This is a genomic window from Actinoalloteichus sp. AHMU CJ021 (assembly GCF_002895405.1).
Lineage (GTDB): Bacteria > Actinomycetota > Actinomycetes > Mycobacteriales > Pseudonocardiaceae > Actinoalloteichus_B > Actinoalloteichus_B caeruleus.
This window is the reverse complement of sequence record NZ_CP025990.1, coordinates 6,633,574-6,660,020: the sequence shown is the minus strand read 5'-3', so window position 1 is coordinate 6,660,020 and position 26,447 is coordinate 6,633,574. Positions and strand designations below refer to the sequence as shown.

Genomic DNA, 26,447 nt, shown 5'->3' with positions numbered 1-26,447 from the left:
CGAGAATCCTGGCCTGTGCTCATGGATGACGCCCCCGTCGTGTCGGTGGTGGACTGGGCCGGAACCCACGATCACGGCGCCGTCCTGGGCTGACAAGCGTTCCCCGGCGATGCCGCACGCAGCGACATGCCGACCGGGTGGGCACCCCGGGACGTGCCCCGTCCGCACCCTCGCCCCCGGTCGGCGGAACACCGTGGTGGAGGGGTGTGGGCGCGCCCCCACCCGCCCCGGCCGGGGCCGGGAGGAGCCCCGCACGCCGGGAGATGCGGCCCGGAGCGCGACGCCACGACGATGAGGGCGGGACGGACCCGCCATGCCCGGAGTCCAGCGGGAGGAGACGCGGTCCCGCGAGTTCCCGCGCCGTGGCCGACATCCGATCGAGGGGTACCCATGAACGATTCCGCAGCCAGCGCCGACGGACCGCCGTCGTTCCCGATCAGCCGCCCGGCGACCTGCCCGTACCGGCCCTCCACCCGGCACACCCGGCTCGGCGAGTCGGGACCGATGACGAAGGTCCGGCTCTACAACGGCAGGGACGCGTGGTTGGTGACCGGCGCCGCGCAGGCCCGCGCCGTCCTCTCCGACTACCGACGCGTGTCGATCCGCCCCCAGCACGGGAACTACCCGCTGCTCAACGAGGAGTTCGAGAAGGTCGTCGACAGCGGCTACGCCGACGTGCTGTTCGGCGTCGACCCACCCGAGCACACCCGGCAACGCCAGACGATCATGCCGAGTTTCACGATGCGGCGCACCGCCGAGCTGCGGGACGACATCCAGCGGATCGTCGACGACAGCCTCGACGACCTGGTGCGCTCCGGGAAACCGGCGGACCTGGTGACCCGGTTCGCCCAGCCCGTGCCGTCGATGGTGATGAGCCTGGTCCTCGGGGTGCCCTACGAGGACCACGAGGAGTTCGAGACGCCCGCCCACAAGCTGTTCGTCCCGGAACTGGCCGACGAGGCGACCACCGAGCTGATGGCCTACCTCGACCGCCTCATCGCCAGGAAGGAACGGGACCCGGGGGCCGGCGCCACCGGGCTGATCGACGACCTGATCGTCGACCAGCTCCACCCGGGGAAGATGAGCCGGGACGAGCTGGCCCACATCGCGATGTCGATGCTCGTCGCCGGCACCGACACCACGACGAACGTCATCTCCCTCGGAACCCTGGCGCTGCTCGACCACCCCGAGCAGTGGCAGGCGCTGCGGGACGACCTCGACCTGGTCCCGGCCGCCGTCGAGGAGATCCTGCGCTACGTGTCGCTCGTGGAGGTCTTCGCCCGCGTCGCCGTGGAGGACATCGAGCTGGATGGCGGTGTCATCAGGGCCGGTGAGGGGATCCTGGTGAGCTGCGCCGGGGTGAACTTCGACCCCCGGTTCACCGATTCGCCCGACGCCTTCGACATCCGCCGGCCCCCTCGGCCGTCGTTCTCCTTCAGCCACGGCATCCACCGCTGCCCCGGCGACAACCTCGCCCGCCTCGAACTGGAGATCGCCTTCCGCCGCCTCGTCGAACGGTTCCCGGACCTGCGGTCCGCCGTGCCCACCGAGGAACTGCCCAGCAACAACACCGACGGCACGCTGCAACGCCTCTACGAACTCCCGGTGACCTGGTGACAGCCGCCCGAGGTACCACCGCGACCACGAAGGGAACGACCACGATGACAGCTCCGCACAGCCAGGGCTCCCCGACGGACGGGGTCCTGGCCCGCCGCGGCGTCGCCTACGACACCGGAACGAACTTCGAGACGGGGCAGGGCCCGCTGTCACGTGACGTGTGGAGCTCCACGCGGATGCTCGAGGAGATCAGCCTGATCACGGACCAGCTGAACGCCAACTCGGTCACCGTGTACGGCAGCGACCCCCGGCGCCTGGAGATCACGGCCACCGCCGTCGCCGAACGCGGGCTGCACGTCCGGCTCCAACCCCGGTTGGTGGACCGCCCCCGCACCGAGGTCCTCGAACACCTCGTCACCGCGGCCCGGATCGCCGAGCGGCTCCGCGTGGACGGCGCCGACATCGACATGACGGTGGGCGCGGTCCACCTGCTCTTCACCCCGGGGCTGCTCGACGAGGGGCAGTACCACGAGCGGATGGCGAACATCTACGCCGACGCGCAGCACCACCTGCTGGTCCCCACCCGGACCGTGGACGTCGCCGCCGCGGCGCCCCGGCTGAACGCCTTCCTCGACGACGCGCAGAACCTGGTCCGGGGTGTCTTCGGGGGTGACGTCGGCTACGCGGCGGCGCCGTTCGAGGACGTCGACTGGGACCTCTTCGACTTCGTCGCCCTCATGTACCAGTACCTGCCCGCGGCGCGCACCGCCGAGGAGCACCTCGACCTGCTGGCCTCCTACCGGGAGACGGGACTGCCGGTGGACGTCGCCGAGTACGGCACGGCCACCTACCGGGGAGCGGAGGACAAGGCGTTCTTCTTCTGGGACGTCGTCGACCGGGAGGGCCCGGTGCCCACGATCCTGGACGGGTACACGCGGGACGAGGGCGCGCAGGCGGACTACCACCTGCGGATGCTCGACGTGTTCGAGCGGGCCGGGGTCAGGGGCGCCACCATCTCCGAGTTCATCCACCCCACCCACCCCCACTCCGACGACCCGGCGCTGGACCTGGACATGGCGAGCATGGCCCTGGTCAAGACCATCCGGGACGACATCACCAAGCACGGTTCGCCCTACCGCGTGGAACCCAAGGAGGCCTTCCACGCCGTCGCCGACCACTACGCCCACCTGGGTTTCCAACGGCGGGTCCGCCGCTGACGCGGGAGGTCCGGGGCGCGCGCCGGGGCCGACGACGTTCCCGCCGGGGACGACGTCGGCCCCACCGCCGTGCCCGACCCGCGGCGGCACGGCGCGTGGACCGGGTGGGGACCGGGGGCGGTGGGGCGAGGCCGGGCCTGGTCGCGGTACCCGGGGGAGCGGGACGAGGTGGGACGTCGTGCCGTGCGGGGCGAGGGGGACGGGACGGTGCCCGAGCGGACGGCGAACACGGGAACGGGACCAGTGAGGACCGCCGGGGGTGGGCGAGCGCCGGGCGGCACGGTCGGGGCGGGGCGAACCAGCCTCAGCGGCGGCGGGCGATCGTCAGACCGTCGGCCACCGGCAGCATCACCGTCTCCAGCCTGTCGTCCTCCGCCAGGGACGCGTTGGCCGAGCGCACCGCCTCGGCGCACCGGCGGGGCAGGCCCGGTTCCGCCCGTTCCGGGGCCACCGCCCACCCCTCCATCAGCACGTTGTCCACGACCAGCAGGCCCCCGGGTCGCAGCAGGGGGACCGCGGCCCGGCAGTAGGCCGGGTAGTTCATCTTGTCGGCGTCCACGAACACCAGGTCCACCGGCGGCCCCTGCGCGAGCTCCCGCAGCACCCGTGCCCCGGACGACCGCCGGAACAGCACCCGGTCGGCCACCCCGGCCAGCCGCCAGTGCTCCCGGGCGAGCCCCACCCACCGGTCGGACACGTCGCAGGTGGTCACCTGGCCGCCCTCGGCCACCCCGAGGGCGAGCGACAACGCGGACAGCCCGGTGAAGGTGCCCAGGTCGACGACGTTCCGCGCTGACAGGGTCCTGGCCAACAGGGTCAGCAGCGCCGCCTGTTCGAGGGGCACGGCCATGCCCGCCGCCTCCCCGAGGGCTGCGGTCCGCGCGGCGAGGGACCGCAGCGCGGGAACCGGTGTGGTGCTCGACCGGGCCAGGTAGTCGCCGGTGGCCCGGTCGACGAGGAAGTGCTTGGGGTCGCTCCCGTGGCGCATCTCGTTCCTCCCACCTCGTTCCGGGGGTGACGACGGGGCCGCGGCCGGCCCGCCGGGACCTCAGCCAGCCCCGGTGTCCGACTGGGCCAACCACCAGGGGGTGTCCCGGGCCCAGGCCACCGTCCGCGCGATGCCCTCGTCCAACGGGGTGTCGGGGTTCCACCCCAACAGCGTGCGGGCCTTGGTGTTGTCCGGCACCCGCCGCGGCAGGTCCTCGTAGGCCGAGCCGAGGTGCCGGGTCGTGTCCACCTCGGTCCACGATCCGCCGGTGGCCTCGGCGATCAGCGACACCACCTCGCGGATGCTGGTCTCGCGCATGCTGCCGACGTTGAAAGTCTCACCGACCGCCCTCGGGCTGCGCGCGGCCAGCACGGTACCCTCCACGACGTCGTCGACGTGGGTGAAGCACCGGGTCTGCGCGCCCCGGTCGTAGACGACCATCTCCTCGCCGTTGAGCGCGCGGTGGATCGACCGGCTGACCACGTAGGCCGGTCGCTGGCGGGCGCCGTACACGTTGAAGTAGCGGACGACGGTGGTCGGCAGCGCGTGTTCCCTCGCGAAGGCGAAGGTCAGGTGTTCCATCAACGCCTTGCTCGACGAGTAGGCCCACCGGTCGGCGGAGGTCGGCCCCAACACCCGGTCGGCGTCCTCGCTCCAGGGCACGGCCGGGTTCTTCCCGAACACCTCGCTCGTGCTGGCCACCACGACCCTGGCCCGGCACCGGTGCGCCAGGTCGAGGACGTTGCGGGTCCCCTGGAGATTCACGTCGATGACCTCCAGCGGGCGGGCCAGGTACTGGTCCACGCCGACGACGGCCGCCAGGTGGTACACGACGTCGAACCTCGCGGGCACCGAGGCCAGGGCGGTCCGGTCGAGGACGTCGTGCGGCAGGTGCTCCACGTCGCTCCGGTGGCCCCCCGCCCCGCCGGGCGGTGCCACGTCGAGCACGGTCACCTCGTCGCCGTCCGCGACGAGTCGGTCGACGAGATGGCCGCCGACGAAGCCGTTGCCGCCGGTCACCAGTGCGCGCGCCATCGGGTTCCTCCGGTTTCCTGGACGGGGAAACGCCCCCGGGACGGGGGCGGAGCTGGGAGATCGGTCGGGCTGGGTCGGGGGGCGGTGCCCGTGCGAGCACCGCCCCCGCATCCGGTCGGCGAGCGGGTCGAGGCCCGTCAGGAACCGACCCGTTCGCGCATGGCCGCGGCGACGGTGTCCGCGGTGGTGTCCGCGCCGCCCTCGTGCACCCAGATGAAGACGTCGTCGGTCAACACCATGGAGTCCTGCGAGTCGCACGGCCCCTCGGTGCACTGCCAGGATTCCCGGATGGTCCTGACCAGCTCGTTCTCCTCGTCGTGGAAGGAGATGGACTGGGTGATGCCCAGGGTCTGGGCGTCGGGGACCTCGGCGACCTCCCGCTCGGAGAACGACAGGGTGCTGGAGACGATCTCGCCGCCCCCCGTCGCGCTGGGCGGCCAGCCCTGCATCGTCTGGAAACCCTCACCGCAGCCCTCGACGCGCATCCGGATCAGGTCCAGCACGTTCTCGTCCGGGGCCTCGGCGACGAAGGCCATGAACAGGGCGCCGTCGGCGCGGTTGCCGAACTGGTACCAGCCGTCCAGCTCCTCCAGACCACCGATGACGGAGAAGTAGCTGACGCAGCGCGGCATGACCACGATGCCGGAAGGCTCGCCGGTCCCCGGCATCATCCGGGCGGTGGCCTCCCGCAGCGGCATCTCCGCGTGGATCTGGCTGCCCTCCGGGTGTTCCTCCACCGGAAGCAGGACGGACTGGAGGTCGGCCGGCCCGGCCGGCGCGACGGTCTCGGAGGCCGTCTCCTGGGCGGCCTCCGAGACCACCGGATCCGTGCTCGACTCGGGGCTGCACCCCGCGACCACGATCGCGGCCGCGGCGGTCGCCGCGAGCACGGTCCTCGTCCTGGTTCGGCTTCGCATGGTCATGGCTCCATTCGTGGGTTCGTCAGCTGGTGTGGTGGGGCTGGTCGCGGGGCGCGGCGCGGGTGCGGGCCCCCGGTACGCCTGGCCAGGGCTCCTCGGGCGCGGCGACGGGCTGCGGTCGGGGTCGCGGTCAGCCGGCGTCGAACCGCACGGGCAGGGCCGTCAACCGGTGCAGGTTGTACGTGGGCCGCCACCTCAGGTCCGCGACGTCGACGGCGAGCCGGAGGCCGGGCAGGCGCCGCAACATCGTCGTGACGGCGATCTCCCCCTCGATCCTGGCGAGGGGAGCACCCAGGCAGTAGTGGATGCCGTGGCTGAAACCGAGCACCCGTCCACCGGTCTCCCGCGCGGTGTCGAGGCGGTGCGGGTCGGGGAACACCGAGGGGTCGTGGTTGGCGGCCGCCACCGAGATCACGACGTGCTCGCCGGCCCGCACCCGGACACCCGCGAGCTCCAGGTCCTGCCGCGCGAAGTGGTAGGTGATGCTGGAGACCGGGCTGTCGAAGCGCAGCAGCTCCTCGAGCGCGGCGGGCACCAGCCCGGGATCCGCCCGCAGCCGGTCCAGGTCGTCGGGATGGCGGAGCAGGGTGAGCATCCCGTTGGCGATCAGGTTCACCGTCGTCTCGAACCCGGCGCTCAGCAGGAGCATCGAGTTCGACCGGACCTCGACGTCGCTGAGGCGGTCGTCCCGCTCCTGCGCGAGCACCATCGCCGACACCAGGTCGTCGCCGGGGCGCGCGCGCCGGTCCTCCACGAGCCCGCCGAGGTAGGTGTCCAGCCAGCGGCCCGCGGTGATGATGTCCTCGTAGGACGACGAGGAGTTGATGCCGGTGAGGACCTCGGCGTGTTGCTCGAACTCCCCCCGGTCCTCCCGGGGGATGCCCAACATCTCGCAGATGACGGCGATCGGGAGGGGCAGCGCCACCGCCTCGACCAGGTCGGTGGAACCCCGGTCGGCGACGGCGTCGAGGAGGGAGTCGGTGATCTCCTGGACGCGGGGACGCATGGCCTCCACCCGGCGCCGGGTGAACGCCTTCGACACCAACCGCCGAAGCCGCTCGTGATCCGGCGGATCGGCGAAGAGCATGTGCCGCGAGAGCGGGAAGTCCTCGCCCCCCATCGGGTGGTACGGGTGCAGTTCCGGCGCGGCGGCCCCGATCCCCCGGACCAGGCGGGGGTCGGACAACGCGTCCCTGGCCGCCTGGTTCCCCGTGACGAGCACGGTCGGCATCCCGTCGGGGAGCGTGACCCGGTGCACCGGGCCCCGGTGCCCCAGCCGGGCGAACAGGGCCTCGGGGTCGGCGAACACCTCGACGGGGAGCGCTACCGCGTCCTCATATCCACGCATGACGGCTCAGCTCTTCCTCTCGGTCCTCGCTCGTGACCCACGGGCCCTGGGCGGTTCCTCGTCAGTGGTCCCGGACTCCCACGCGAATCCACCGGAATCGACGTCCGGGGAACCACCGGGAAAGGGAGATCCGGTTCAGGGGAATTCGGGGTGGGTCCGCCGAAATGGTGCGGACCACCGGGATCGAGTGGTGACCGTGAACCGGCCCGCCCCGATCACCACGCCCAACCTAGCAATCGACGCGCGTCCTCGGTTCTTCCTGCGTGCGGGGAACGAATCGCCGAAACCCGAGGCCAGGGACCGGGAAGCGGGCTCCCCGCGTGGCGGGACCGCGCGCGGAACCGTTCGCGACGCGGCCCCGAACACCATTCCGGCCCAGCGGGCCGGAGCGCATTCTGGAAGGTGCGGTCGGTCTCCTCGCCGCGAACCATGATGAGCGCGATTTCGACTGGCCGACAGCAGTGGCGAACCGTTTTCCGTCGGCGACCGCCGCCCGACGCCGTTCGCGGCCCGCCGTCGCCGGGCGGGGCCGACACGTTCCGGAGGAGACCCCATGCGAGTGCTGTTCATCGTCTACCCGTCGCACGCCCACTTCTGGCCGGCCGTGCCGCTCGCCTGGGGGCTCCAGAGCGCGGGCCACGAGGTCCGGGTGGCCACCCACGCGCGGTTCGAGGGATCGGTCACGGCCGCCGGGCTCACCCCGGTCGGGCTCGGCGACGCCTCCGTCGACGAGGCGCGGACGCGGCCCGACGCGCGGGCACCCGCCCACCCCGAGGAGGTCCTCCGGTACGCCGACGCCCTCGGGCTCGACGAGCAGGGCCGCGAACACTGGATCGCCTACTACCAGTGGTTGCTGAACCCGATCTCCGACTACATCCGCACGGACCTGCCCTACGCCGACGAACTCATCGACTTCGCACGCCAGTGGAAGCCGGACCTGGTGATCTGGGACCCGACCTTCGCCTGCGGGCCGTTCGCGGCCCGCGCGTGCGGCGCGGCCCACGCCCGGATGCTGATCGGCCCGGACATCCTGGCCTGGAGCCTCGACCGGCTGGCCGAGCGCGGGACCGAACTCCTCGCGGCGGGGCTCTCCCCGAACCCGCAGGTCGAGCTCATGACCCCGTTGGCGGAGAAGTACGGCATGGAGATCGACGACGAGCTCCTGTACGGCCAGTGGAGCATGGACCCGATGCCGCCGGGCATGGTGCTGCCGACCAGCACCACGACGCTGGCCATGCGCTACGTGCCCTACAACGGGGCGGAGGCCTTCCCCCGTTGGTTGACCGACCGGCCGGAGCGGCCGAGGGTGGCGCTGTCCCTCGGCGAGTCCACCCGCCGGTTCATCAAGGGGGACTGGGGGCGGACCCCGATGATCCTGGAGGCCGTCGCGGACCTCGACGTCGAGCTGGTCGCGACCCTCAACGAGCCGCAGTTGGAGGGCGTCGATCGGATTCCCGACAACGTCCGCGTCATCGAGTGGGTGCCGCTGACCCACCTGATGCCCACCTGCTCGGCGTTGATCCACCACGGTGGCATCGGCACCTTCGCCGCGCCCGCCGCCATGAGGGTTCCGCAGATCGTCTGCGACACCGGCGAGACCCTGATGATGCGCCCGGTGGAGGTCGATCCCCGGGGCCCCGGGGACGGCACCTACCGCGTCGGTTTCGAGTTCGGCATCAGCGAGGACGTCGTCGAGAAGGTCACCTCGTGGGAACTGCCCGCGAAGAAGCTCGAGGCCACCCTCACCGCCGACTACGTGGTCGCGCGGGGTGCCGGCCTGCGCCTGAACCACCGCACCACCTCCGTCGAGGACATCCGGCGGATGATCACCGCCGTCGTCGAGGACCCCTCCTTCCAGCGGGGCGCCCGCGACGTCCGGGAGTCCTGGTTGGCGATGCCCAGCCCCGCCGACGTGGTGCCCCTGCTGGAGGGGATGACGGCGGAACGCCGCTGACGGCGGTGACACCCGCGGCCCGCCGGCCGCGTCGGTTCCGGCCGTCGGGAGCCACCACCGGCTCCCGGCGGCGACCGGGACGACCAGGAACCCACGTCGAGGAGGAGAGAGCATGCCCGTGTCCGCTGGTGGTCCGCCGTCCACGGCGGGCCGGAGGGAATGGTTGGCGTTGGCGGTGCTGGCGCTGCCCACGATGATGACGATGCTGGACATCGGGGTGTTGTTCCTGGCCCTGCCGGAACTGACCGCGACGCTGTCCGCGAGCGCCAGCCAGCAACTGTGGATCACCGACGCCTACGGTTTCCTCACCGCCGGGTTCCTGGTCACGATGGGCACCCTCGGTGACCGCATCGGACGCCGGCGGCTGCTGCTCGTCGGCGCCGCCGTGTTCGCCGTCGTCTCCGTCGTCGCCGCCTACTCCTCCTCGCCCGAGATGCTCATCGCCTCCCGCGCGGCGCTGGGGGTGGCCGGGGCGACGATCGTGCCCTCCAGCCTCGCCCTGATCATGGTCATGTTCCGCGACGCCCGGCAGCGCGGCATCGCCATCTCGGTGTGGGCGGCCTCCCTGACCGCCGGCGTCGCGCTCGGACCCGTCCTCGGCGGGGTGTTGTTGCAGTGGTTCTGGTGGGGTTCGGTCTTCCTCGTCGCCGTGCCGATCATGCTGCTCCTGCTGGTCACCGGCCGCGCCGTCCTGCCCGAGTTCGCCAACCCCTCGGCGGGCCGGCCGGACGCGGTGAGCGTGCTGTTCTCCCTGGGCGCGTTGCTGCCCTTCATCTACGGGCTCAAGGAGATCGCCCGGCTGGGCTGGCAGCCCGGACCGGTGCTGGCCGTCCTCGTCGGGGCGCTGATGGGCCTGGCGTTCGTCCTCCGCCAGCGGCGGCTGGACGACCCGCTCCTGGACCTGCGCCTGTTCTCCATCAGGGCGGTCAGCGCGGCCCTGCTGATCGGCCTGCTGGTCGCCGGGGTGCAGTCGGGGAGCGGCTTCTTCGTCGCGCAGCACCTCCAGATGGTGGAGGGGTTCTCGCCCCTGGTGGCCGGGCTGTGGGTGCTCGTCCCGACCCTGGCCCTCACGGTCGGGATCTTCGTCAGCCAGGCCGTCAGCGGTCTGCTGCGGCCCGCGCACCTCATCGCGATCGGCACCACCGTCGCCGCCGTCGGCATGCTCGTCCTCACCCAGGTGGGGCCGACGACGGGGCTGCCGGTCCTCATGACCGGGTTCACCGTCGTCTACTTCGGGGTCAGCCCGGTGGGCCCGCTCGTGGCCCGCATCGTGGTGCCCTCGGCGCCACCGGAGAAGGCCGGGTCGGCCTCCTCCCTCCAGTCGACCAGTGGGGAACTCGGTGTCGCCCTGGGCATCGCGCTGCTCGGCAGCGTGGGAGCGGCCGTCTACCGCTCGGGGGTCGCACTGCCGGCCGAGGTCGCCGACACCGGCGCCGGCGCGGTCGCCGGGGAGACCCTCGCTGGCGCGCTCGTCGTCGCCGAGGGCCTGCCAGGTCCGGTCGCGGCGTCACTGGTCGAGTCGGCCCGCGCGGCTTTCGTCGCCGGGCTGAACACCGCGGCGGGCATCTGCGCGGTCGCCTTCGTGGTGCTCACCGGGCTCGCCCTCGTCGCGCTGCGCGACGTCCCGACCCCGAGGGCTCCCGCCCCGTGACCGGCGCGCCGTGGCGGGTGGGACGCCCGCCACGGCCGCTCCCATGAGGAGGACACGTGGAACACCAACCGAGGACGGGGTTCCTCCGGGTGCCCGGGGCGCGCCTGTACCACGAGGTACGGGGGTCGGGAACGCCGCTGCTCATCATCCCCACCGGCAACGGTGACGCGGCTCCGTTCGCTCCGCTCGCGGACCGGCTCGCCCGGCGGCACACCGTGATCACCTACGACCGCCGGGGTTTCTCCCGCAGCACGCTCGAGGGGCCCGTCCAGGACGACCGGCGGATCGGGGAGGACGTCGAGGACATCCGCGCTCTCCTGGACCACCTGTCGTCGGGGCCGGCCCACGTGTTCGGCAGCAGTTCCGGGGCGATCATCGCCCTCGCGCTGGTCGAGCGGTACCCGGAGGGGCTGCGCACCGCCGTCTCCCACGAGCCGCCGCTGGCCTCGGTCATGGCGGACTCCCGGCGCTGGCTCGGCTTCTACCGCGACCTCCACGCCACCTACCAGCGGTCGGGTGTCGAGGAGGCACGCCGGATGTTCAGGACGGCGATGGGGATGACGACGTCGACCCGGGCTCCCGCGCACACCGAGCAGTCCCCGGAACGCCTGGCGGAGATGCTGGACCGCCTGCGCCGCAACCAGCTCTTCTGGTTCGAACACGAGGTGATCCCCTACCCGGCCCACCGACCGGACCTGGACGTGCTCCGGTCGGTCTCGGACCGGCTCGTGCTGGCCGGGGGAGCGGACTCCCGTGAGCACTTCCCGTACCGGCCCAACCTGGTGCTCGCCGAGCGGCTGGGCCTCGACATCACGCACTTCTCCGGCGGTCACGTCGGCTACGTGACCCATCCGGACGAGTTCGCGGCGGAGCTGGGCGGACTGCTGCGGGCCCGGGAGCACTGAGGCCCGCGGATCGCCGGCCCGCACGGGATCGGCTTGTCGGTGGACAGGTCGTGGACGGTGAACCGTGCCTGGTTGTCCGTCAGGCGTAGTGGGTGGTCCAGTCCCTCGGTCCGTTCTTCCGGCGACGCGCCCCCGGGACTGGTCCCGGGGGCGCCGGCGTGTCCCGTGGCCACTCCGCCGCGGACCGCGCCGGGGTCGTCCCCGAGCAACCGGTACCCGGGCGGCGCAGCGTGCCGTCGGAGCCTCGCCGCCGCGGTGGTCCCACCCTCCCCGGGGTGAGGAACGGCCGGTCGGCACTCCCGTGGCCAGGGGCGGACCGGTGTCGTTCCGGGAGCGGGAGACCGGCCGACGCCGCCCCACCGGGATGAGCCGGACGAGGTCCTCCCGCCGGCCGGCGACCCGAGCCGGAACGCCCAGAGTGAACGCGCCACCGCAGCCCAGCCGGAACGCCCAGACCGAACGCCCCACCGCAGCCCGGACTGAACGCCCCACCGCACCCCTGCCCGGGACGACCGGAGCGGAGGCGGGGCCGCGCCCAGCTCGGCGGTCGCGACGTGGTGGCCTCGAACGGGGTCACCCGGCGCACCCGAGGTGGTGGCACGGGCCCACTCGCACCCTCGGCGGCTCACGCACCCGAGGCGCGCGACGAGCCAGGCCGGTGCCCGGTCCCGGGCGACCTCGGAGGACCGGGGGCCGACCGGGTGGCCCGCCGAGGGGCGGCCACCCGCGTCCGCGCTACCGCCAGGTGCTGGCGCGGCCGAGGGAGGCGGTCGGGGCTGGCGCCGGCCCGAGCGGAGCGGAGCACCCTGGATCGCCGACCCGGCCCCCGGTGCGCCCCCGGTGGGAGCGCACCTCGGGGTCAGGGACGTGGTCAGTCGAGGTCGGCCAACAACGCCCGCAGCGCCGGTTTGTCCGGTTTCCCCACCGGGGTGTGCGGCATGTCGCGGATGATCTCAAGGCGTTCGGGGATCTTGAACGCCGCCACCCCGCGCGCGGTCAGCGCCGCGGCGATCTCGTCGAGGGACGGCGGTCGTCCCGGGTGGGGACGCACGAACAGGCACACGCGTTCGCCCACCTCCGGGTCGGGGGCCGCGATCGCGGCGGCCTCGGCGACCGCCGGCAGTTCCTGCACCAGCGTCTCGATCTCACCGGCCGACACCTTCTCGCCAGCCCGGTTGATCAGGTCCTTGACCCGTCCGCACACGACGACGTCGCCCTCGGCCGTGAGGCGCACCAGGTCCCCGGTGCGGTAGAAACCGTCGGAGGTGAAGGAGACCGCGTTCTGCTCGGGGACGCCGTAGTACCCGCGCGGGGTGTACGGACCCCGGGTGAGCAGTTCACCGACCTCCCCCGGCCGCACCGGGTGGCCCCGTTCGTCCACCACGCGCAGCTCGTCGTACGGGCTGATCGGGCGTCCCTGCGTGGTGTGCGCCACCTCGGGAGGCGCGTCGGTCGGGGTGTAGCAGATCAACCCCTCCGCCATCCCGTACACCTGCTGGACGCGGCAGCCCAGCGCCGGTCCGATGCGTTCGGCCACCGAGGGCGACAGCACCGAACCACCGACGTGGACGAACCGCAGGCTGGACAGGTCGTGCCGGGTGTCCTCGGCCGCCGCCACCCAGCGCAGCGCCACGGCCGGGACGGCGGAGGTGACCGTGACCCGCTCCGCCTCGACGGCGGGGAAGACCACCGCCGGGTTGGGGGTCGGCACCAGGACGACCCGTCCTCCCGAGTGGAGGGTTCCCAGGATCCCCGGTGACGCGAGGGGGAAGTTGTGCCCGGCGGGCAGGACCGCCAGGTAGACGGTGCCCTCCCCGAAACCGCAGGCATCCGCGCTCCGGCGGATGTTGTACTCGTAGTCGTCGTGAGTGCGCCCGATGACCTTGGGAACCCCCGTCGTGCCACCGGAGAGCAGGAACAGGGCCACGTCGGAGGACGGGGGTGCCTGGGCGTCCAGGGTGCGGCGGCGTCGCCGCTCGTCCCCGTCCGGGCGGGCCAGGTGGCGGACGTCGTGGCACCCGGGCCGGACCTCGTCCCCCACGACCAGCACCCGGGCGGGGGAGGGGAGGGCCTCGGCGACCCGCACGGCGAGGTCCTGGTGGTCGTGCCCCCGCCATTCGTCCGGGACGACGACCGCCCTGGCGTCCACGTGCGCGCCGATGGACGACAGTTCGTACTCGCGGTGCGGCGGCAACATCATCACCGGCACGACACCGACGCGGAGGCAGGCCAGCGTGACGACCACGAACTCCGCCACGTTGGGCAACTGCACGAGGACGGCGTCGTGGCGGCGCAGGCCGAGCCCCAGCAGGTTCTCGGCCAGGCGGTCCACCGAGGCCGCGAGGTCGCGGTAGGTCAACCGCCGCTCCCCGTCCACGATGGCCACCCGGTCCCCCCAGCGCCCGGCCCACTCCCAGGGCAACCGCCCCAACGGGCGACCGAGCCAACAACCGTTCCGCCGGTGGGTCTCGGCCGCATCGGCCGGCCACGGCACCACCAGGTCCGGGTTCATCGTGCCTCCCCGTTCGTGTCGTCTCCCGACCCGGCGCGCTCCACCAGCAGCGCGGCCACCGAGTCGATGTCGGGCTGGTCCCAGAACAGCGTGGTGGGCAGCGACAACCCGAACCGGCGTTCCAACGCCCGCCGGATGCGCACGGTCATCACCGAGTCCACGCCCATCTCCACCAGCGGCCGGCGGGGGTCGACGTCGTCCGCCGGGAGCCGGGTCTCCTCCGCCACCTGGCGGCTGATCTCCTCGACGAGCGAGGCGTGCGACCCGAGGGCCTCCCGTGCCGAGGGTGACGACGCGCCAGCGCCCTCCCCGGCCTGGTCGGCGGCGTGGTCCACGCCGAGCTCCGAGAACAACGGGGGCCGTCGGTCACCCGGGCCGAGCGGGACGGTGCGCAGCACCGCGACCTGGGCCCGCTCGTGGCGGGCGGCCAGTTCCCACGCGGGGAACGCCTCGGTGGCGGTGATCTCCCGGGTGCCCCGCGCGGCCAGCTCCTCGGCGATGACACCGGTGCTGCGCGCCATCCCCAAGCCCCGCCACGAGGTCCAGGACAGACTCAACGCGGCCAGGTCCCCCCGCGACCGCCGGTGCGCGGCCACGGCGTCGAGGAACGCGTTCGCCGCGCCGTAGGCGGCCTGCCCGGGAAGCCCGAGGAGGTGCCCGCAGGAGGAGAACAGGACCAGGAAGTCGACCGTGCCCGGCGGGAACAGGTCGTGCAGTACCCACGCGCCGTCCACCTTGGGGCGCAGGACGGCGCGCAGCGACGAGGCGTCGAGCTCCCGCACCACCCGGTCGTCGAGGACCCCGGCGGCGTGGACCACACCCCGGATCGGGGGCAGTCCCAGCGCCGAGGGGTCGAGCAGGCGAGCGGAGGCGTCCCTGTCCGCCAGGTCCACGGCGACCACCACGACCGCCACCCCCCGCCGTTCCAGGGCGCGTACCGCCTCCACCCGGCCGCGCTCGTCCGGATCGGACAGCGAGTCCCAGGTGCCGCGGGGCGGCAGGCCGCGCCTGCCCGCCAGGACGATCCGCCGGGCACCCCGCCCGGCCATCCACCGCGCGACCTCCAGGCCGAGCGCGCCGAGCCCGCCGGTGACGAGGTAGGTCGCCTCGGGGCGGAACGTCGGCTCCCGCCCCGTCGGGACGCCCGCCAGCTCCCGCATCCGGGGAACCTCCTGCGTGCCGTCCCGCACGGCGACGACGTCCTCGCCCGGGCCCGCGCGGAGCACGTCCACCACGGTCCCGGCGTCCCGCACCGGGTCGGCGAGGTCGATCACGCCTCCCCAGAGCTCGGGGTGTTCCCCGCCGACGACGCGACCGAGCCCCCACAGCGCCCCCTGGACGAGGGACGCGGTGCTCCTCGCCTCCCGGACGGCGTTGGTCACGCACCACAGCCGGGCGCCGTTCCCACCCGGTGCCGAGGCGAGGCGCCGCGCGGTGTCCGCCAGCAGCCAGGTCGCCGCGCTGGTCGCCTCCGCCGGCCCGGCGCCGTCCGCGCCGTCCGCGCCGTGCTCGCCGGGGACGACGACCACCGCCACGTCCTCGGCGCCCTCGGCGGCGTCCAGCCCGTCGGCGTCCGCCACGACCACGTGGGGGAGGCCCGCCGCGTCGAAGGCGGTCCCCACCGCCCGCCGCGTCGGGGAGTCCGGTCCGACGAGGACCGCCAGTCCGGGGAGCCGGCCGGCCGGGGCACTCGGGAGACCCCGGGGCCGCCACGCCACCTCGTGCAGCAGCGCCCCCGGATCGTGGGAGGCGGCGATGTCCCCGTCGAGCACCCCGTACCGCAGCCCGGCGATCCGGCCGACCAGGCGCCGCTCCCGGTCACCGATCAGCACCTCCACGGTGTCCTCATCGGTGACCTCGACGCGGACCACGGCCTCGCCCGGTGGGCGGGGTGCCAGCCAGACCCGGCGGATGTGCGCCGGCATCCGCAGCGACCGGGAACCGGGGAACACCGCGGACGCGGTCGACAGGGCCGCGTCCAGCAGCGGGGCCCAGCTGTGCGGGGCGGCCCCGGGATCGGCGACCACGGTCGCCTCCACCCGCGACGGCCCACCCCGGAGCCGTTCCACCGCCCACGGGAACCCCATGCCCCCGACGCCGCGTTCGGCGAGCACCTCGACGACCCAGGACGTGGGCAACTCCGGCAGGTCGTCCCCGGCCGGCACCCGGGGGTCCGCGCCCTCCGGCGCCGCTCGCCCGTCGTCGTCCTCGGCAGGCAGCCTCGCGGTGGTGTGGGTGACCCAACCCCGGTCGTCGACGTCGTCCTCGTCGAGGCGCGCGGAGATCTGGAGCGCGCCGTCGCGCAGGGTGACCTGGACGTCCCGGGGAGCGGAGAGGCTGACGGGCGTCCGCAACGCGACATCGGCGATCCGGTGGGAGTCGTCTCGGGACCCCGCGGCGGCGAGGAGGGTGCACAGCAACACCGCGGCGGGCACGATCTCCACCCCCCGCACGGGGTGCTCGCCGGGGAAGGGGCGGGACTCGCGGTCCAGCCTGGTCACCCAGACCTGGGCCCCCGATCCGTCGGTGAGCCGCAGCCGGGACCCGAGCAGGGTGTGCCGGGCCGGGTCGTGGCCGGCCCCGAACGTCGACGGGCGTCGGTGTTCCTCCACCCAGTGCGGTCGCCGGTCCCAGGGGGTGGTGGGCAGGTCGACGAGGGCGCCCCCCGGCCAGTGCCGCGTCCAGTCGACGTCGGCGCCGTGGCAGTACAGCGCGCCGAGCGCGCGCGACAGCGCTTCTCGTTCGGGGCGGCCCCGGCGCAGCGAGTGCGTGACGAACGCGTCGTCGATACCGAGGTGCTCCAGCGTCTCCCTGAGCGAGTGCTCGACCACCGGGTGCGGGGAGACCTCCAGGAACAGGCGGTGACCGTCCTCCACCGCCGCGGCGACGGCGGAGGCGAAGCGGACGCGGCCACGCAGGTTCAGCGCCCAGTAGTCGGCGTCCCGGATCGCCGCCGACCTCGGGTCCGGATCGGCCGTTCCGTACACCGGCAGGGCCGCCGAGTCAGGGGCCAGGTCGGACAGGCCCTCGCGCAGCGGGTCCAGCAGCGGGTCCATCGCCGGCCCGTGGAAGGCGACGTCCGCGTCGACGCGACGCACGGCGACCCCCTGGCCCCGCCACCGCGCGCACACCTCGGCGACGGCCCCGGCGGGACCGGAGATCACGGTGGACGACGGGGAGGCCTCGACGGCGACGACCACGTCGAGGTGGTCGGCCAGCCGCCGCTCGGTCTCCTCGGCGGGCAGGCGGATCATGGCCATGCCGCCGTGCCCGGCCACCCGCCGCAGCAGCGCGGAACGCCGCGCCACCAGACGAGCGCCCTGCTCGAGGGTGAGGACACCGGCGGTCACGGCCGCCGCGATCTCGCCCACCGAGTGGCCGAGGACGGCGGCCGGTCGTAAGCCGAGCGAGGACCAGACGGCGGCGAGCCCCGCCTGGACGGCGAAGATCAACGGTTGGACGACGTCGGCCGACCGGGGGAGGTCACCGAGCAGCGCGGCCCTCGGGGAGAGACCCAGTTCCGCCTCGAACAGGGGGGCGATCCGGTCGATCGTGGCGGCGAACTCGGGGGAGCCGGTCAACAGCTCCCGTCCCATCCCGGTCCACTGCGACCCGTGCCCCGAGAACACCCACACCGCACCCAACGCGGAACCGGGCAGGACCGAGCCGACCAGCGCGTCGGCGTCGGCCTCGGCCACCTCCCGAAGACCCCGGGCCAGTTCCGCGCCGTCCCGGGCGACGACCGCCGCCCGGTGGGTGAGGTGGGAGCGGCGGCGGGCCAGCGTGTGGCCGAGGTCGCCGAGCGGGCTCCCGACCCCTGCGAGCCGGTCGGCCAGCCGGCCGGCGTGCCGGCGGACGGCGGCCGCCGACCCCGCCGAGACGGGGTGGAGGGCGGGCGGAGCGGTCGGGACGAGGCCGTGTCCCGACGGGTCCGCGCCGCCGGGGTCCTCGGGCCGTCGTTGGTCTGGCGGGTCCGCCTCCGCCAGCACGACGTGGGCGATGGTCCCGCCGTAGCCGTACCCGGAGACGCCGGCCAGCCGGGGCCGGTCGGACCTCGGCCAGGGGGTCGGTTCGGTCACCACGCGCAGGCCGGAGTCCGCCCAGGCGACGGCCGGGTTCGGCCGGGTGAGGTTGACGGTCGGCGGGATCAGCTCGTGGCGGAGCGCGAGCACCGCCTTGAGGACCCCGGCGATGCCCGCGCCGGCCTCCAGGTGACCGATGTTGGGTTTCACCGAGCCGGTGAGCAGGGGCCGCTCCGGCGGTCTGCCCCGGCCGAACACCGACGCCATCGCCCCGGCCTCGACCGGGTCGCCGGTGGGGGTGCCGGTGCCGTGGGCCTCCACGTAGTCGACCTCAGACGGGTCGACTCCGGCGTTCTCGCAGGCCCGTCGCATCAGCCGCGCCTGCGCGGTCCCGTCGGGGGCCATGATCCCGCTGGTCCGGCCGTCCTGGCGCACGGCGCTGCCCCGGATGACCGCGAGGACGCGGTCGCCGTCGCGGCGGGCGTCGGACAACCGCCGGAGCACCACCATGCCGGCGCCCTCGCCCCGCCCGTACCCGTCGGCGTCGGCGTCGAAGGTCTTGCACCGCCCGTCGGCGGCGGTCGCTCCCGCCGCGTCGAGCACGAGTGACAGCCCGGGTGAGGTGATCACCAGGACGCCGCCTGCCAGCGCCACCGGGCACTCGCCCGCCCGCAGCGCCTGCACCGCCAGGTGCAGCGACACCAGTGACGAGGAGCAGGCCGTGTCCACGGCCATGCTCGGACCCCGCAGGTCCAGGGCGTGCGACACGCGGTTGGCGACCCCGCAGTGGGCCGTGCCGATCCCCGTCCACGCCTCGATCCGGGGGAGGTCCTCCAACAGCCTGCGGCCGTAGTCGTCCGATCCGACGCCGACGTAGACGCCGGTGTCCGTGCCGGCGAGGTCGGTGGGCGGGATCCCGGCGTGCTCCAGCGCCTCCCAGGACACCTCCAGCACCAGGCGTTGCTGCGGGTCCATCTGCGCCGCCTCGCGTGGCGTGATGCCGAAGAAGTCGGCGTCGAACCCCCGGACGTCGCGCAGGAACGCGCCCCGCCCTGGGGCGCGGCGCACCGCCGCCGCGTGGTCCGGGCCACGTGCCGCGTAGGACTCCCAGCGGTCTTCGGGGATGTCGTCGACGGTCACGCCACCGGTGCTCAGCAGGTCCCAGAACGCCTCCGGGGAGTCGACGTCCCCGGCGAATCGGCATGCCATCCCGATGACGGCGACGGGCTCGGAGGAACTCATCGTGGGGACAACCTCCTTCGACGCCGCCGGTGCCCCTCACCACGGCGGCGTTGGTGGGAACGATCGGGGGCGCGGTTACTTGCGGCCGATGACCAACGTGTGGCTGAACCCGAGGTCGTCGTGGCGTTCGACGTGGGAGAAGCCCGCGTCCCGGACCGCGCGTTCGACGTCGCGCGGCGAGTAGGTCATGCCCTCGCCGGAGGCGAGGGTGAGGAAGTAGGGGGAGACGAGACCGGCGCTGAGCGAACCGGTGCCCTCGTCGTTGGAGACGAAGTTGTAGACGAGGCAGACGCCGCCCTCGGGCAGGGCGTCGTGGCAGCGCCGGAGCAGCTCGGTGTTGCGCTCCAGCGACCAGATCTCGAAGAGGTGGAAGAACAGGATCGCGTCGGCGTCGCGGGGGAGGTCCACGGTGAACAGGTCGCCGGGGTGGAAGCGCATGCGTCCGAGGAGCTCGGGGTCCTCCACCCGGGAGGAGGCGAGCCGGGTGACGCTCTCCTGGTCGACGACCGTCACGGTGAGCTCGGGGTAACGCCTGGCCAGTTCGCGGCCGTTGGTGCCGTCGCCGCCACCGAGGTCGACGAGGTGGCGGACGCCGGAGAAGTCGTGGAAGTCGAGGATCCGCGCGAAGGCCTTCCGCGAGGCGTCCCCCATGTTCGCGTAGAAGACCTCCTGGAGCCGGGGGTGCGCGGTGAGGCGCTCGTAGAGCGTGGTGCCGGGTCCCGGGATGTGCCGGAGCCCGACGTTGGTGCCCTGCCGCATCGACTCGGCGAAGTCCCCCATCGACTGGTTGATGACCTCCGCCTGGACGTCCAGCAGCGGCCCCAGGAACCGGGGAGCGTCGCGGAGCATCTTCCGGCGGATCACGGGGCTGTTGACGTAGCGCTCGCCCTCCCTGGTCACCAACGACAGGGAGGCGAGCCCCAGCAGGAGGATCCGCGCGGGTTGTTCGGCGACGCCGATGGCGTCGGCCACCTGTTCCAGGGTCAGCCCGTTCTCGGCCTCGAGCCGCTCGAACAGGTCGAACTCCATCGCGGTGCGCAGGAGCTCGAAGGCGGTCGTGCCGTGGATGATCAGCCGGAGGTAGTCGGCCTCGCTCAGGGTGACGTCGCCGCTGCCGGTCATGGTTCTCCTTGCCGGTCCGAGGGGAAGAGGGGGTCGAGGCCGCTTCCCGCCGGCGCCGGACGGGGGCCAGCCGAGGGGACCCGAGCGGTGGGTGCCGGGGCCGAGCTGCTCGCTCGTCCGCGTCCGGAGGCGCCCGTCCGGGGCGTCCCTCGGCCCCGCTGTCGGGGTCAATCCTGATCGCGCGGCGACCGCCTCGCACCTTCCTCCGTGCGGCGACGGACCAGCGGAGCGACCTGGGCGGCTCCCGGGCCGAACCGGCCCCCGGCGGCGGGGACCACCCCGTCGGCACCAAGGCACCGTCGCTGAACCGGGTGAGCCTTCTTCCGTCGTGCTTGACCTCAACGGACGAGACCGGTATAAAACCGCAAGGTAATAAACCCGGGGGGTTATGGACGATGGACTCCGACGTGCTCGACAGGACGTTCGCCGCGCTCGCCGACCCGACCCGACGCGCCATCCTCGCCCGCCTCGCCCAGGGGGAGGCGACCGTCACGGAACTCGCCGCGCCCTTCGCGATCAGCCAGCCGGCGATCTCCAAGCACCTCAAGGTGCTCGAACGGGCCGGTCTCGTCGTGCGGGGCCGCGACGCGCAACGCCGCCCCTCCCGGTTGGACGTCGCCCCCATCCGCCTGGCGGTCGACTGGCTGGAGGAGTTCCGCTCCGCCAGTGAGGAGCGCTTCCAACGGCTCGACGCCGTCCTCGCCGACCTCAGGGCGGAACGCGACGGGAAGTCGGACGACCACTGATGTCACTCGCCGGCGACGCCACCTCCACGCGCGTCACGACCCCCACGGACCGCGAGATCACCCTGCGCCGGTCCTTCGACGCCCCCGCGCGACTGGTCTTCGCGGCCTGGACCGAACCCGACCTGCTGGTCCGCTGGTTCGGCGCGCGCGGGTGGAACCTGGTGGCCTGCGAGGTGGACCTGCGGGTCGGCGGCACCTGGCGCTTCGTCTCCCGAGGCCCGGGCGGCGCGGAGATGACCCAGTCCGGGGTGTACCGCGAGATCGAGACACCGGGCCTGCTCGTCCACACCGAGTCCTACGACGGCGCCGAACACCCCGACCTCACCTCGCTCGTCACGACGAGGTTCGTGGAACGCGCCGGTCGGACCACCGTCACCAGCACGATCCTGCACCCCTCACCGGAGGCGAGGGACAGGACGTTGCGCACTCCGATGGAGCGGGGACTGCGGGAGAGCCACGCCCGGCTCGACGCCCTGCTCACGTCGGTCGAAGGACTCCGGGCGGGCGTGGGCCCAGGCCCGGACGGCGGAAGCAACATCGGAATCAGGCAGGAAGGAGCCACACCCATGAACTGGACCCTGGAAGTCGTCGCGATGCCGGTCAGCGACATCGACCGCTCGAAGAAGTTCTACGGGGAGCAGATGGGTTTCGTGGTCGACCACGACACCCGGGTGGACGGCGGCCCCGGCATCGTCCAGTTGACACCGAGGGGGTCGGGCTGTTCCATCGTCCTGGGGGTCGGCCTGGTGGAGATGGAGCCAGGCTCGATGCAGGGGCTCCAGCTCGTCGTCCGCGACATCCGCGCGGCCCGGGAGGAACTGCTGGGCCGGGGCGTCGAGGTCAGTGAGGTCCAGGTCCCCGGTCCGGAGGGCTTCCGGCCGGCGGAGGAGGGCGAGGACCTGAACAACGTGGGCTTCGCGTTCTTCTCCGACCCCGACGGCAACCGTTGGGCGCTCCAGCAGATCTCGTCCCGCACCTGATCGCCGGGCTCGTACTGCTGGTGGCACTCGGCTCCGGCCGAGGCGAGAGCACAGGGATGGGTGGATGACGACCACACTCACGGCCGACCACTTCGTCGAACGCCTCGAGGAGCACCGCTCCGAGGAGGAACTCCAGAAGATCCAGCGCTACTTCAAGTCCGGCGCGGGGGAGTACGGAGAGGGCGACACCTTCCTCGGCGTCCGCATGGGACAGGTGTTCGCGCTCGCCAAGGAGTTCATCGACATGGAGCCGGACGAGGTCGAACGGCTCCTGGAAAGCCCGATCCACGAGGTCAGGGCTGGCGGGCTGAGCATCATGGACAAACAGGCCCGGCGCAGGAGGACCCCGGAGTCGAGGCGGCAGGAACTGTTCGACCTCTACCTGCGGCGGATCGACCGGATCAACAACTGGGACCTGGTCGATGTGGCCGCCCCCCACGTGGTCGGCGGCTACCTGTTCGACAAACCCCGCGACATCCTCTACGAGCTGGCTCGCTCGTCGAACATCTGGGAACGCCGGACCGCGGTGGTGAGCACCTTCTACTTCATCCGGCACGACCAGGTGGACGACACCTTCCGCATCGCCGAGATCCTGCTGCACGACGAGGAGGACCTCATCCACAAGGCGGTCGGAGGGTGGGTGCGGGAGGCCGGGAGGAGACAGCCGGACCGGCTCATCGCCTTCCTGGACGAGCACGCGGCCACCATGCCGCGCACGATGCTGCGTTACGCCATCGAGCACCTCGACAAGGAACGTCGCGAGCACTACCGGGGGCTGGGCAAGGCCCAGCGCGGCAGGTAGACCCTTCGGCGGTCGGGCGGAGCCGCCCACCGCCCGTGCCCTCCACGGTGTCCTCGCTCCCGTTCGCCCGCGTCGCGCCACGCGGGCGAACGGGTTCTCCGTCCGGCCGGGATCCGCCCGGTGCCGGCCAACCGCCTCTGCACGCGCCCCTCCACGCGCCTCCACTCCCTCCTCGGCCCGCGCCGCGTCCCCGCACGCCGCCGTCCCGGCGGAGCCCCGCCGGCCCCCGACTCCCGGCCCTCGGCCCCCGTCAGGCACGACAGGAGACGACGAACCGGCCCGCCCCCCGGCACGATGGACGGTGAACCCCTCGCCCCGGCGTCCACCACGCCGCACGGCGGGAGTCGACGACGGCGGTCCCGCCGCGCCGCGCACCCGGCGCGGGACGGCGCACCGCCCGTGTCCCGCGCCGCCGGGCGCACTCCCACCGCCCCTCCCGTCGAGCGGCCCGGACCGGCCGGGAGCGGCGCCTCCCCGAGGCAGCACGTCACCGCGACCGGTGCGACGGCCGGGTCGGCCGAGGGGCTGGCACGGGCGCGGGCCGGGACGAACGCTCCTGCCGCGTCCACGCCCGTGGCCGCCGACGACAGGAGGAGACGACATGGCACAGCCGATGGACGGGTCACCGCGGGCCACGACCGAGGACCTCCCCCACTACCCCCGCCCGAGGGAGTGCCCCTACCGGCCGTCCCCAGCCCTCGCCGACCTGCGGGGCCCCCGCCCGCTCAGCAGGGTGCGGCTCTACGACGGACGCACCGCGTGGCTCGTGACGGGCGTCGAGGAGGCCCGTGCCCTGCTGGCCGACCCCCGGTTGTCCAGCCGGGCCGACCTCCCCGGCCACCCCGTCCTCCACGAGAGCCACCTCCACATGCGCGCCACCCGGGAGATGGCGCGGGAGGAGGACGGCGGCTTCGCCGGTGTCCTCTTCGGGGTCGACCCGCCCGACCACACCCGGCAGCGCCGCATGTTGCTGCCCAGCTTCACCCTGCGACGCGTCCAGGCCCACCGCGACGAGATCCAACGCATCGTCGACGAGGTCCTCGACGGCATGGTGGAACGCGGCTCGTCCGCCGACCTCGTCGACGCCTTCGCCCGCCCGGTGCCGATGATGGTCGTCTGTTCCTTCCTCGGCGTCCCCTACCAGGAACGGGATCGCTTCGAGGGGCCGGCCTCGACGCTGTTCGACCCCGCCCGCGCCGAGGCCGCCGAGGCCGAACTGACCTCCTACCTGGAGGACCTGGTCCGCAGGAAGGCCGCCCGGGAGACGGCCGAGGTCGGCGGCACCCCCGGTCTCCTCGACCGCGTGATCGACGACCACCTCAGGACGGGGGAGCTCACCGTCGACGAGCTGGTCGCGTTCGCCCTCGCCATCCTGGTCGCCGGCACCGTCACCAGCACCCAGACCCTCGCCCTCGGCACCCTCGCACTCCTGGACAACCCGGGGCAGTACGCGCTGCTGGCCAGCTCGCCGGAACTCGTGCCCGGAGCCGTGGACGAGATGATGCGCCACCTCTCGCTCGTCGAACAACTCGCCAGGGTCGCGCTCGCCGACATCGAGATCGCGGGCACGCTGATCCGGGAGGGCGAGGGAATACTCATCGGTTTCGCCGCGATGCATTTCGGTCCCGACCTGTCCTCCCACCCCGACGAATTCGACATCGAACGGCCGCCGGTGGGACATTTCGCCTTCAGTCACGGAATCCACCACTGCATGGGGCACAACCTCGCCAGGCTGGAGTTGGAGATCGCGTTCCGCACCCTCACCGGCCGGCTCCCAGGTCTGCGGCTCGCCGTGCCCGCCGAGCAGGTCCCCTGGTACGACGACCTCACCCTGGCACGGCTCCGTGCCCTGCCCGTCTCCTGGTGAGCGCCCCCGGGGCGACCGTCGGCCCCCACCCGGGAGAACGAGCAACGTGGAAGTACGAGCGGCCCGGTCCACCGATCTAGCATCGGTTGAGCGTGAGTCCTGACTCCCGGAAAAGGTGCGGGAGGAAATCACGCCGTTCGCGGACATCACCGCCGCCCACCACCTCCTGCCAGCGACCCCCGTGGTCCTCGACGATGGGAAATCCCGTGACGATCCATTCCTCCGGAAAGCAGACGACGACATATTCCGCGGCCGAACTCGCCGATCTGGACCGCCGTCACCTCCTCCACCCCATGCAGGCGGACTCGGTGTCCGAACGGGTCGTGATCGTGCGGGGGAAGGGGTCGACGGTCTGGGACGCCGAGGGCAGGGAACTGATCGACGCGACAGGCGGGGGGCTGTGGCACTCCCACGTCGGGCACGGGCGGCGCGAGCTGGCCGACGCGGCCGCGAAGCAGATCGCCGAGCTGGAGTACTTCACCGCCTACCAGGAGTTCAGCACCGACACCACCGTCGCGTTGGCCGCCCGCCTCGCCGGAATGGCGCCCGGCGACCTGAACCGGGTGTTCTTCACCAGCGGTGGAGCGGACGGCGTGGAGACCTCCATCAAGGCGGCCCGCCTCTACCACGGTCGGCGCGGAGAACCGGACCGCACCTGGATCATCTCCCGCAACTTCGGTTTCCACGGCGGGAGCTACGGCGCGGGCACCCTGACGGGTTTCGACGCGATGCAGGCAGGGGTCGGTCCCAACCTCCCCGACGTCGTGAAGGTGTCCCCTCCCTACCTCTACCGCGCGTCCGAACTCTACGGGGACGCCGACCCCACTGACTTCCTCATCGCCGAGCTGGAGGAGACGATCGACCGGATCGGACCCGACCGGATCGCGGCGATGGTCGGCGAACCCGTGATGGGCGGCGGTGGCGTGCTGACCCCGCCCGAGGACTACTGGCCCCGTGTCCGGGAGGTGCTGTCCCGGCACGGCATCCTCCTCGTCGCCGACGAGGTCATCACCGCGTTCGGCCGCACCGGATCCTGGTTCGACTCCGAGACCAGGGGCATGGACCCCGACATCGTCGTCACGGCGAAGGGGATCACCAGCGGGTACTTCTCCTTCGGCGCCGTGCTCATGAGCGACGCCATCGCCGAGGTCCTGTGCCAGGACTACGGCTTCTTCCACGGCTACACCTTCAGCGGCCACCCGGTCGGGAGCGCGGTGGCCCTGGCCAACCTCGACATCATCGAACGGGAGGGGCTGGTCGCCCGCTCCCAACCGCTGGCAGCCCGCTTCCGGGAGGGCCTGGCCTCGCTGGCGGACCACCCGCTCGTCGGTGACATCCGGGTGGAGGGCGCCGCGGCGGCGGTCGAGATGGTCCTCGACCGCGAGACCCGCGAACCGATGCCGTTCCCCGAGGTCTTCGCGTTGACCGCCAGGATCAGGGACGAGAAGGGCGTGATCGTCCGCCCCTACGCCCACAACATCATCCTCTCGCCGCCGCTGGTCATGAGCGACGACGAGGCCCGGCGGACGACCGAGGCGATCGTCGACGTGCTCGGCGAGGTGAGCCGCTGACGTCGGGG

At 73.1% G+C, this 26,447-nt stretch carries 17 protein-coding genes; 10 read left to right on the top strand and 7 right to left on the bottom strand.

Features of this window, described 5'->3' with window-relative positions:
- Nucleotides 1–390: 390 nt before the first annotated feature.
- Complete coding sequence (locus tag C1701_RS26495) at nucleotides 391–1,617, top strand: cytochrome P450 (RefSeq protein WP_026420229.1); 1,227 nt, start codon at nucleotides 391–393, stop codon at nucleotides 1,615–1,617.
- A gap of 44 nt (nucleotides 1,618–1,661) precedes the next feature.
- On the top strand, nucleotides 1,662–2,774 hold the full coding sequence (locus C1701_RS26490) for a hypothetical protein (protein WP_051712837.1): 1,113 nt from the start codon (nucleotides 1,662–1,664) through the stop codon (nucleotides 2,772–2,774).
- 304 nt (nucleotides 2,775–3,078) lie between these two features.
- On the opposite strand, the gene C1701_RS26485 is transcribed toward C1701_RS26490, so the two are convergent.
- The 4 genes from C1701_RS26485 to C1701_RS28035 all read right to left on the bottom strand — a co-directional run bounded on the left by C1701_RS26485 (nucleotide 3,079) and on the right by C1701_RS28035 (nucleotide 7,065).
- Entirely contained in the window at nucleotides 3,079–3,762 is a 684-nt protein-coding gene (locus C1701_RS26485) for an O-methyltransferase (RefSeq protein WP_103056876.1), read from the bottom strand.
- 60 nt (nucleotides 3,763–3,822) lie between these two features.
- Nucleotides 3,823–4,797 carry an NAD-dependent epimerase/dehydratase family protein gene (locus C1701_RS26480; protein WP_103056875.1) on the bottom strand — a complete coding sequence of 325 codons (975 nt, stop codon included), beginning with the start codon at nucleotides 4,795–4,797 and terminating at the stop codon, nucleotides 3,823–3,825.
- A gap of 137 nt (nucleotides 4,798–4,934) precedes the next feature.
- On the bottom strand, nucleotides 4,935–5,714 hold the full coding sequence (locus C1701_RS28040; RefSeq protein ID WP_155886246.1) for a hypothetical protein: 780 nt from the start codon (nucleotides 5,712–5,714) through the stop codon (nucleotides 4,935–4,937).
- Between the two features lie 133 nt (nucleotides 5,715–5,847).
- Nucleotides 5,848–7,065 carry a cytochrome P450 gene (locus tag C1701_RS28035; protein ID WP_030107044.1) on the bottom strand — a complete coding sequence of 406 codons (1,218 nt, stop codon included), beginning with the start codon at nucleotides 7,063–7,065 and terminating at the stop codon, nucleotides 5,848–5,850.
- 553 nt (nucleotides 7,066–7,618) lie between these two features.
- Here C1701_RS28035 and C1701_RS26470 point away from each other — a divergent pair.
- The 3 genes from C1701_RS26470 (at nucleotide 7,619) to C1701_RS26460 (ending at nucleotide 11,575) form a co-directional block, all read left to right on the top strand.
- Nucleotides 7,619–9,019, top strand: a complete 1,401-nt coding sequence (locus C1701_RS26470; protein WP_026420232.1) for a nucleotide disphospho-sugar-binding domain-containing protein — start codon at nucleotides 7,619–7,621, stop codon at nucleotides 9,017–9,019.
- Nucleotides 9,020–9,131: 112 nt separating this feature from the next.
- Complete coding sequence (locus tag C1701_RS26465; RefSeq protein WP_035292886.1) at nucleotides 9,132–10,670, top strand: MFS transporter; 1,539 nt, start codon at nucleotides 9,132–9,134, stop codon at nucleotides 10,668–10,670.
- A gap of 56 nt (nucleotides 10,671–10,726) precedes the next feature.
- On the top strand, nucleotides 10,727–11,575 hold the full coding sequence (locus C1701_RS26460) for an alpha/beta fold hydrolase (RefSeq protein WP_026420234.1): 849 nt from the start codon (nucleotides 10,727–10,729) through the stop codon (nucleotides 11,573–11,575).
- An 871-nt stretch (nucleotides 11,576–12,446) separates the two neighbouring features.
- Here C1701_RS26460 and C1701_RS26455 read toward each other — a convergent pair.
- From C1701_RS26455 to C1701_RS26445, 3 genes are all read right to left on the bottom strand, one after another.
- Nucleotides 12,447–14,087 carry a (2,3-dihydroxybenzoyl)adenylate synthase gene (locus C1701_RS26455; RefSeq protein WP_103056874.1) on the bottom strand — a complete coding sequence of 547 codons (1,641 nt, stop codon included), beginning with the start codon at nucleotides 14,085–14,087 and terminating at the stop codon, nucleotides 12,447–12,449.
- A complete protein-coding gene (locus C1701_RS26450; RefSeq protein ID WP_103056873.1) occupies nucleotides 14,084–19,351 on the bottom strand; it encodes a type I polyketide synthase in 5,268 nt (1,755 codons plus the stop codon). The genes C1701_RS26455 and C1701_RS26450 overlap by 4 nt, the downstream gene beginning before the upstream one ends.
- Before the next feature lie 75 nt (nucleotides 19,352–19,426).
- The gene (locus C1701_RS26445; RefSeq protein WP_026420237.1) at nucleotides 19,427–20,473 is read right to left on the bottom strand and encodes a methyltransferase; all 1,047 of its coding nucleotides are present in this window, start codon (nucleotides 20,471–20,473) and stop codon (nucleotides 19,427–19,429) included.
- Between the two features lie 395 nt (nucleotides 20,474–20,868).
- On the opposite strand from C1701_RS26445, the gene C1701_RS26440 reads away from it, so the two are divergent.
- From C1701_RS26440 to C1701_RS26415, 5 genes are all read left to right on the top strand, one after another.
- Complete coding sequence (locus tag C1701_RS26440) at nucleotides 20,869–21,219, top strand: ArsR/SmtB family transcription factor (protein ID WP_026420238.1); 351 nt, start codon at nucleotides 20,869–20,871, stop codon at nucleotides 21,217–21,219.
- A complete protein-coding gene (locus tag C1701_RS28030) occupies nucleotides 21,219–22,199 on the top strand; it encodes an SRPBCC domain-containing protein (protein WP_337662012.1) in 981 nt (326 codons plus the stop codon). Before C1701_RS26440 ends, C1701_RS28030 begins: the two co-directional genes overlap by 1 nt.
- Before the next feature lie 64 nt (nucleotides 22,200–22,263).
- Nucleotides 22,264–23,001 carry a DNA alkylation repair protein gene (locus C1701_RS26425; RefSeq protein ID WP_026420239.1) on the top strand — a complete coding sequence of 246 codons (738 nt, stop codon included), beginning with the start codon at nucleotides 22,264–22,266 and terminating at the stop codon, nucleotides 22,999–23,001.
- Between the two features lie 601 nt (nucleotides 23,002–23,602).
- The gene (locus tag C1701_RS26420; protein ID WP_026420240.1) at nucleotides 23,603–24,868 is read left to right on the top strand and encodes a cytochrome P450; all 1,266 of its coding nucleotides are present in this window, start codon (nucleotides 23,603–23,605) and stop codon (nucleotides 24,866–24,868) included.
- Between the two features lie 206 nt (nucleotides 24,869–25,074).
- Nucleotides 25,075–26,439 (top strand): aminotransferase family protein, encoded by a 1,365-nt coding sequence (locus C1701_RS26415; protein WP_337662011.1) that lies wholly within the window; start codon nucleotides 25,075–25,077, stop codon nucleotides 26,437–26,439.
- Nucleotides 26,440–26,447: the final 8 nt, after the last annotated feature.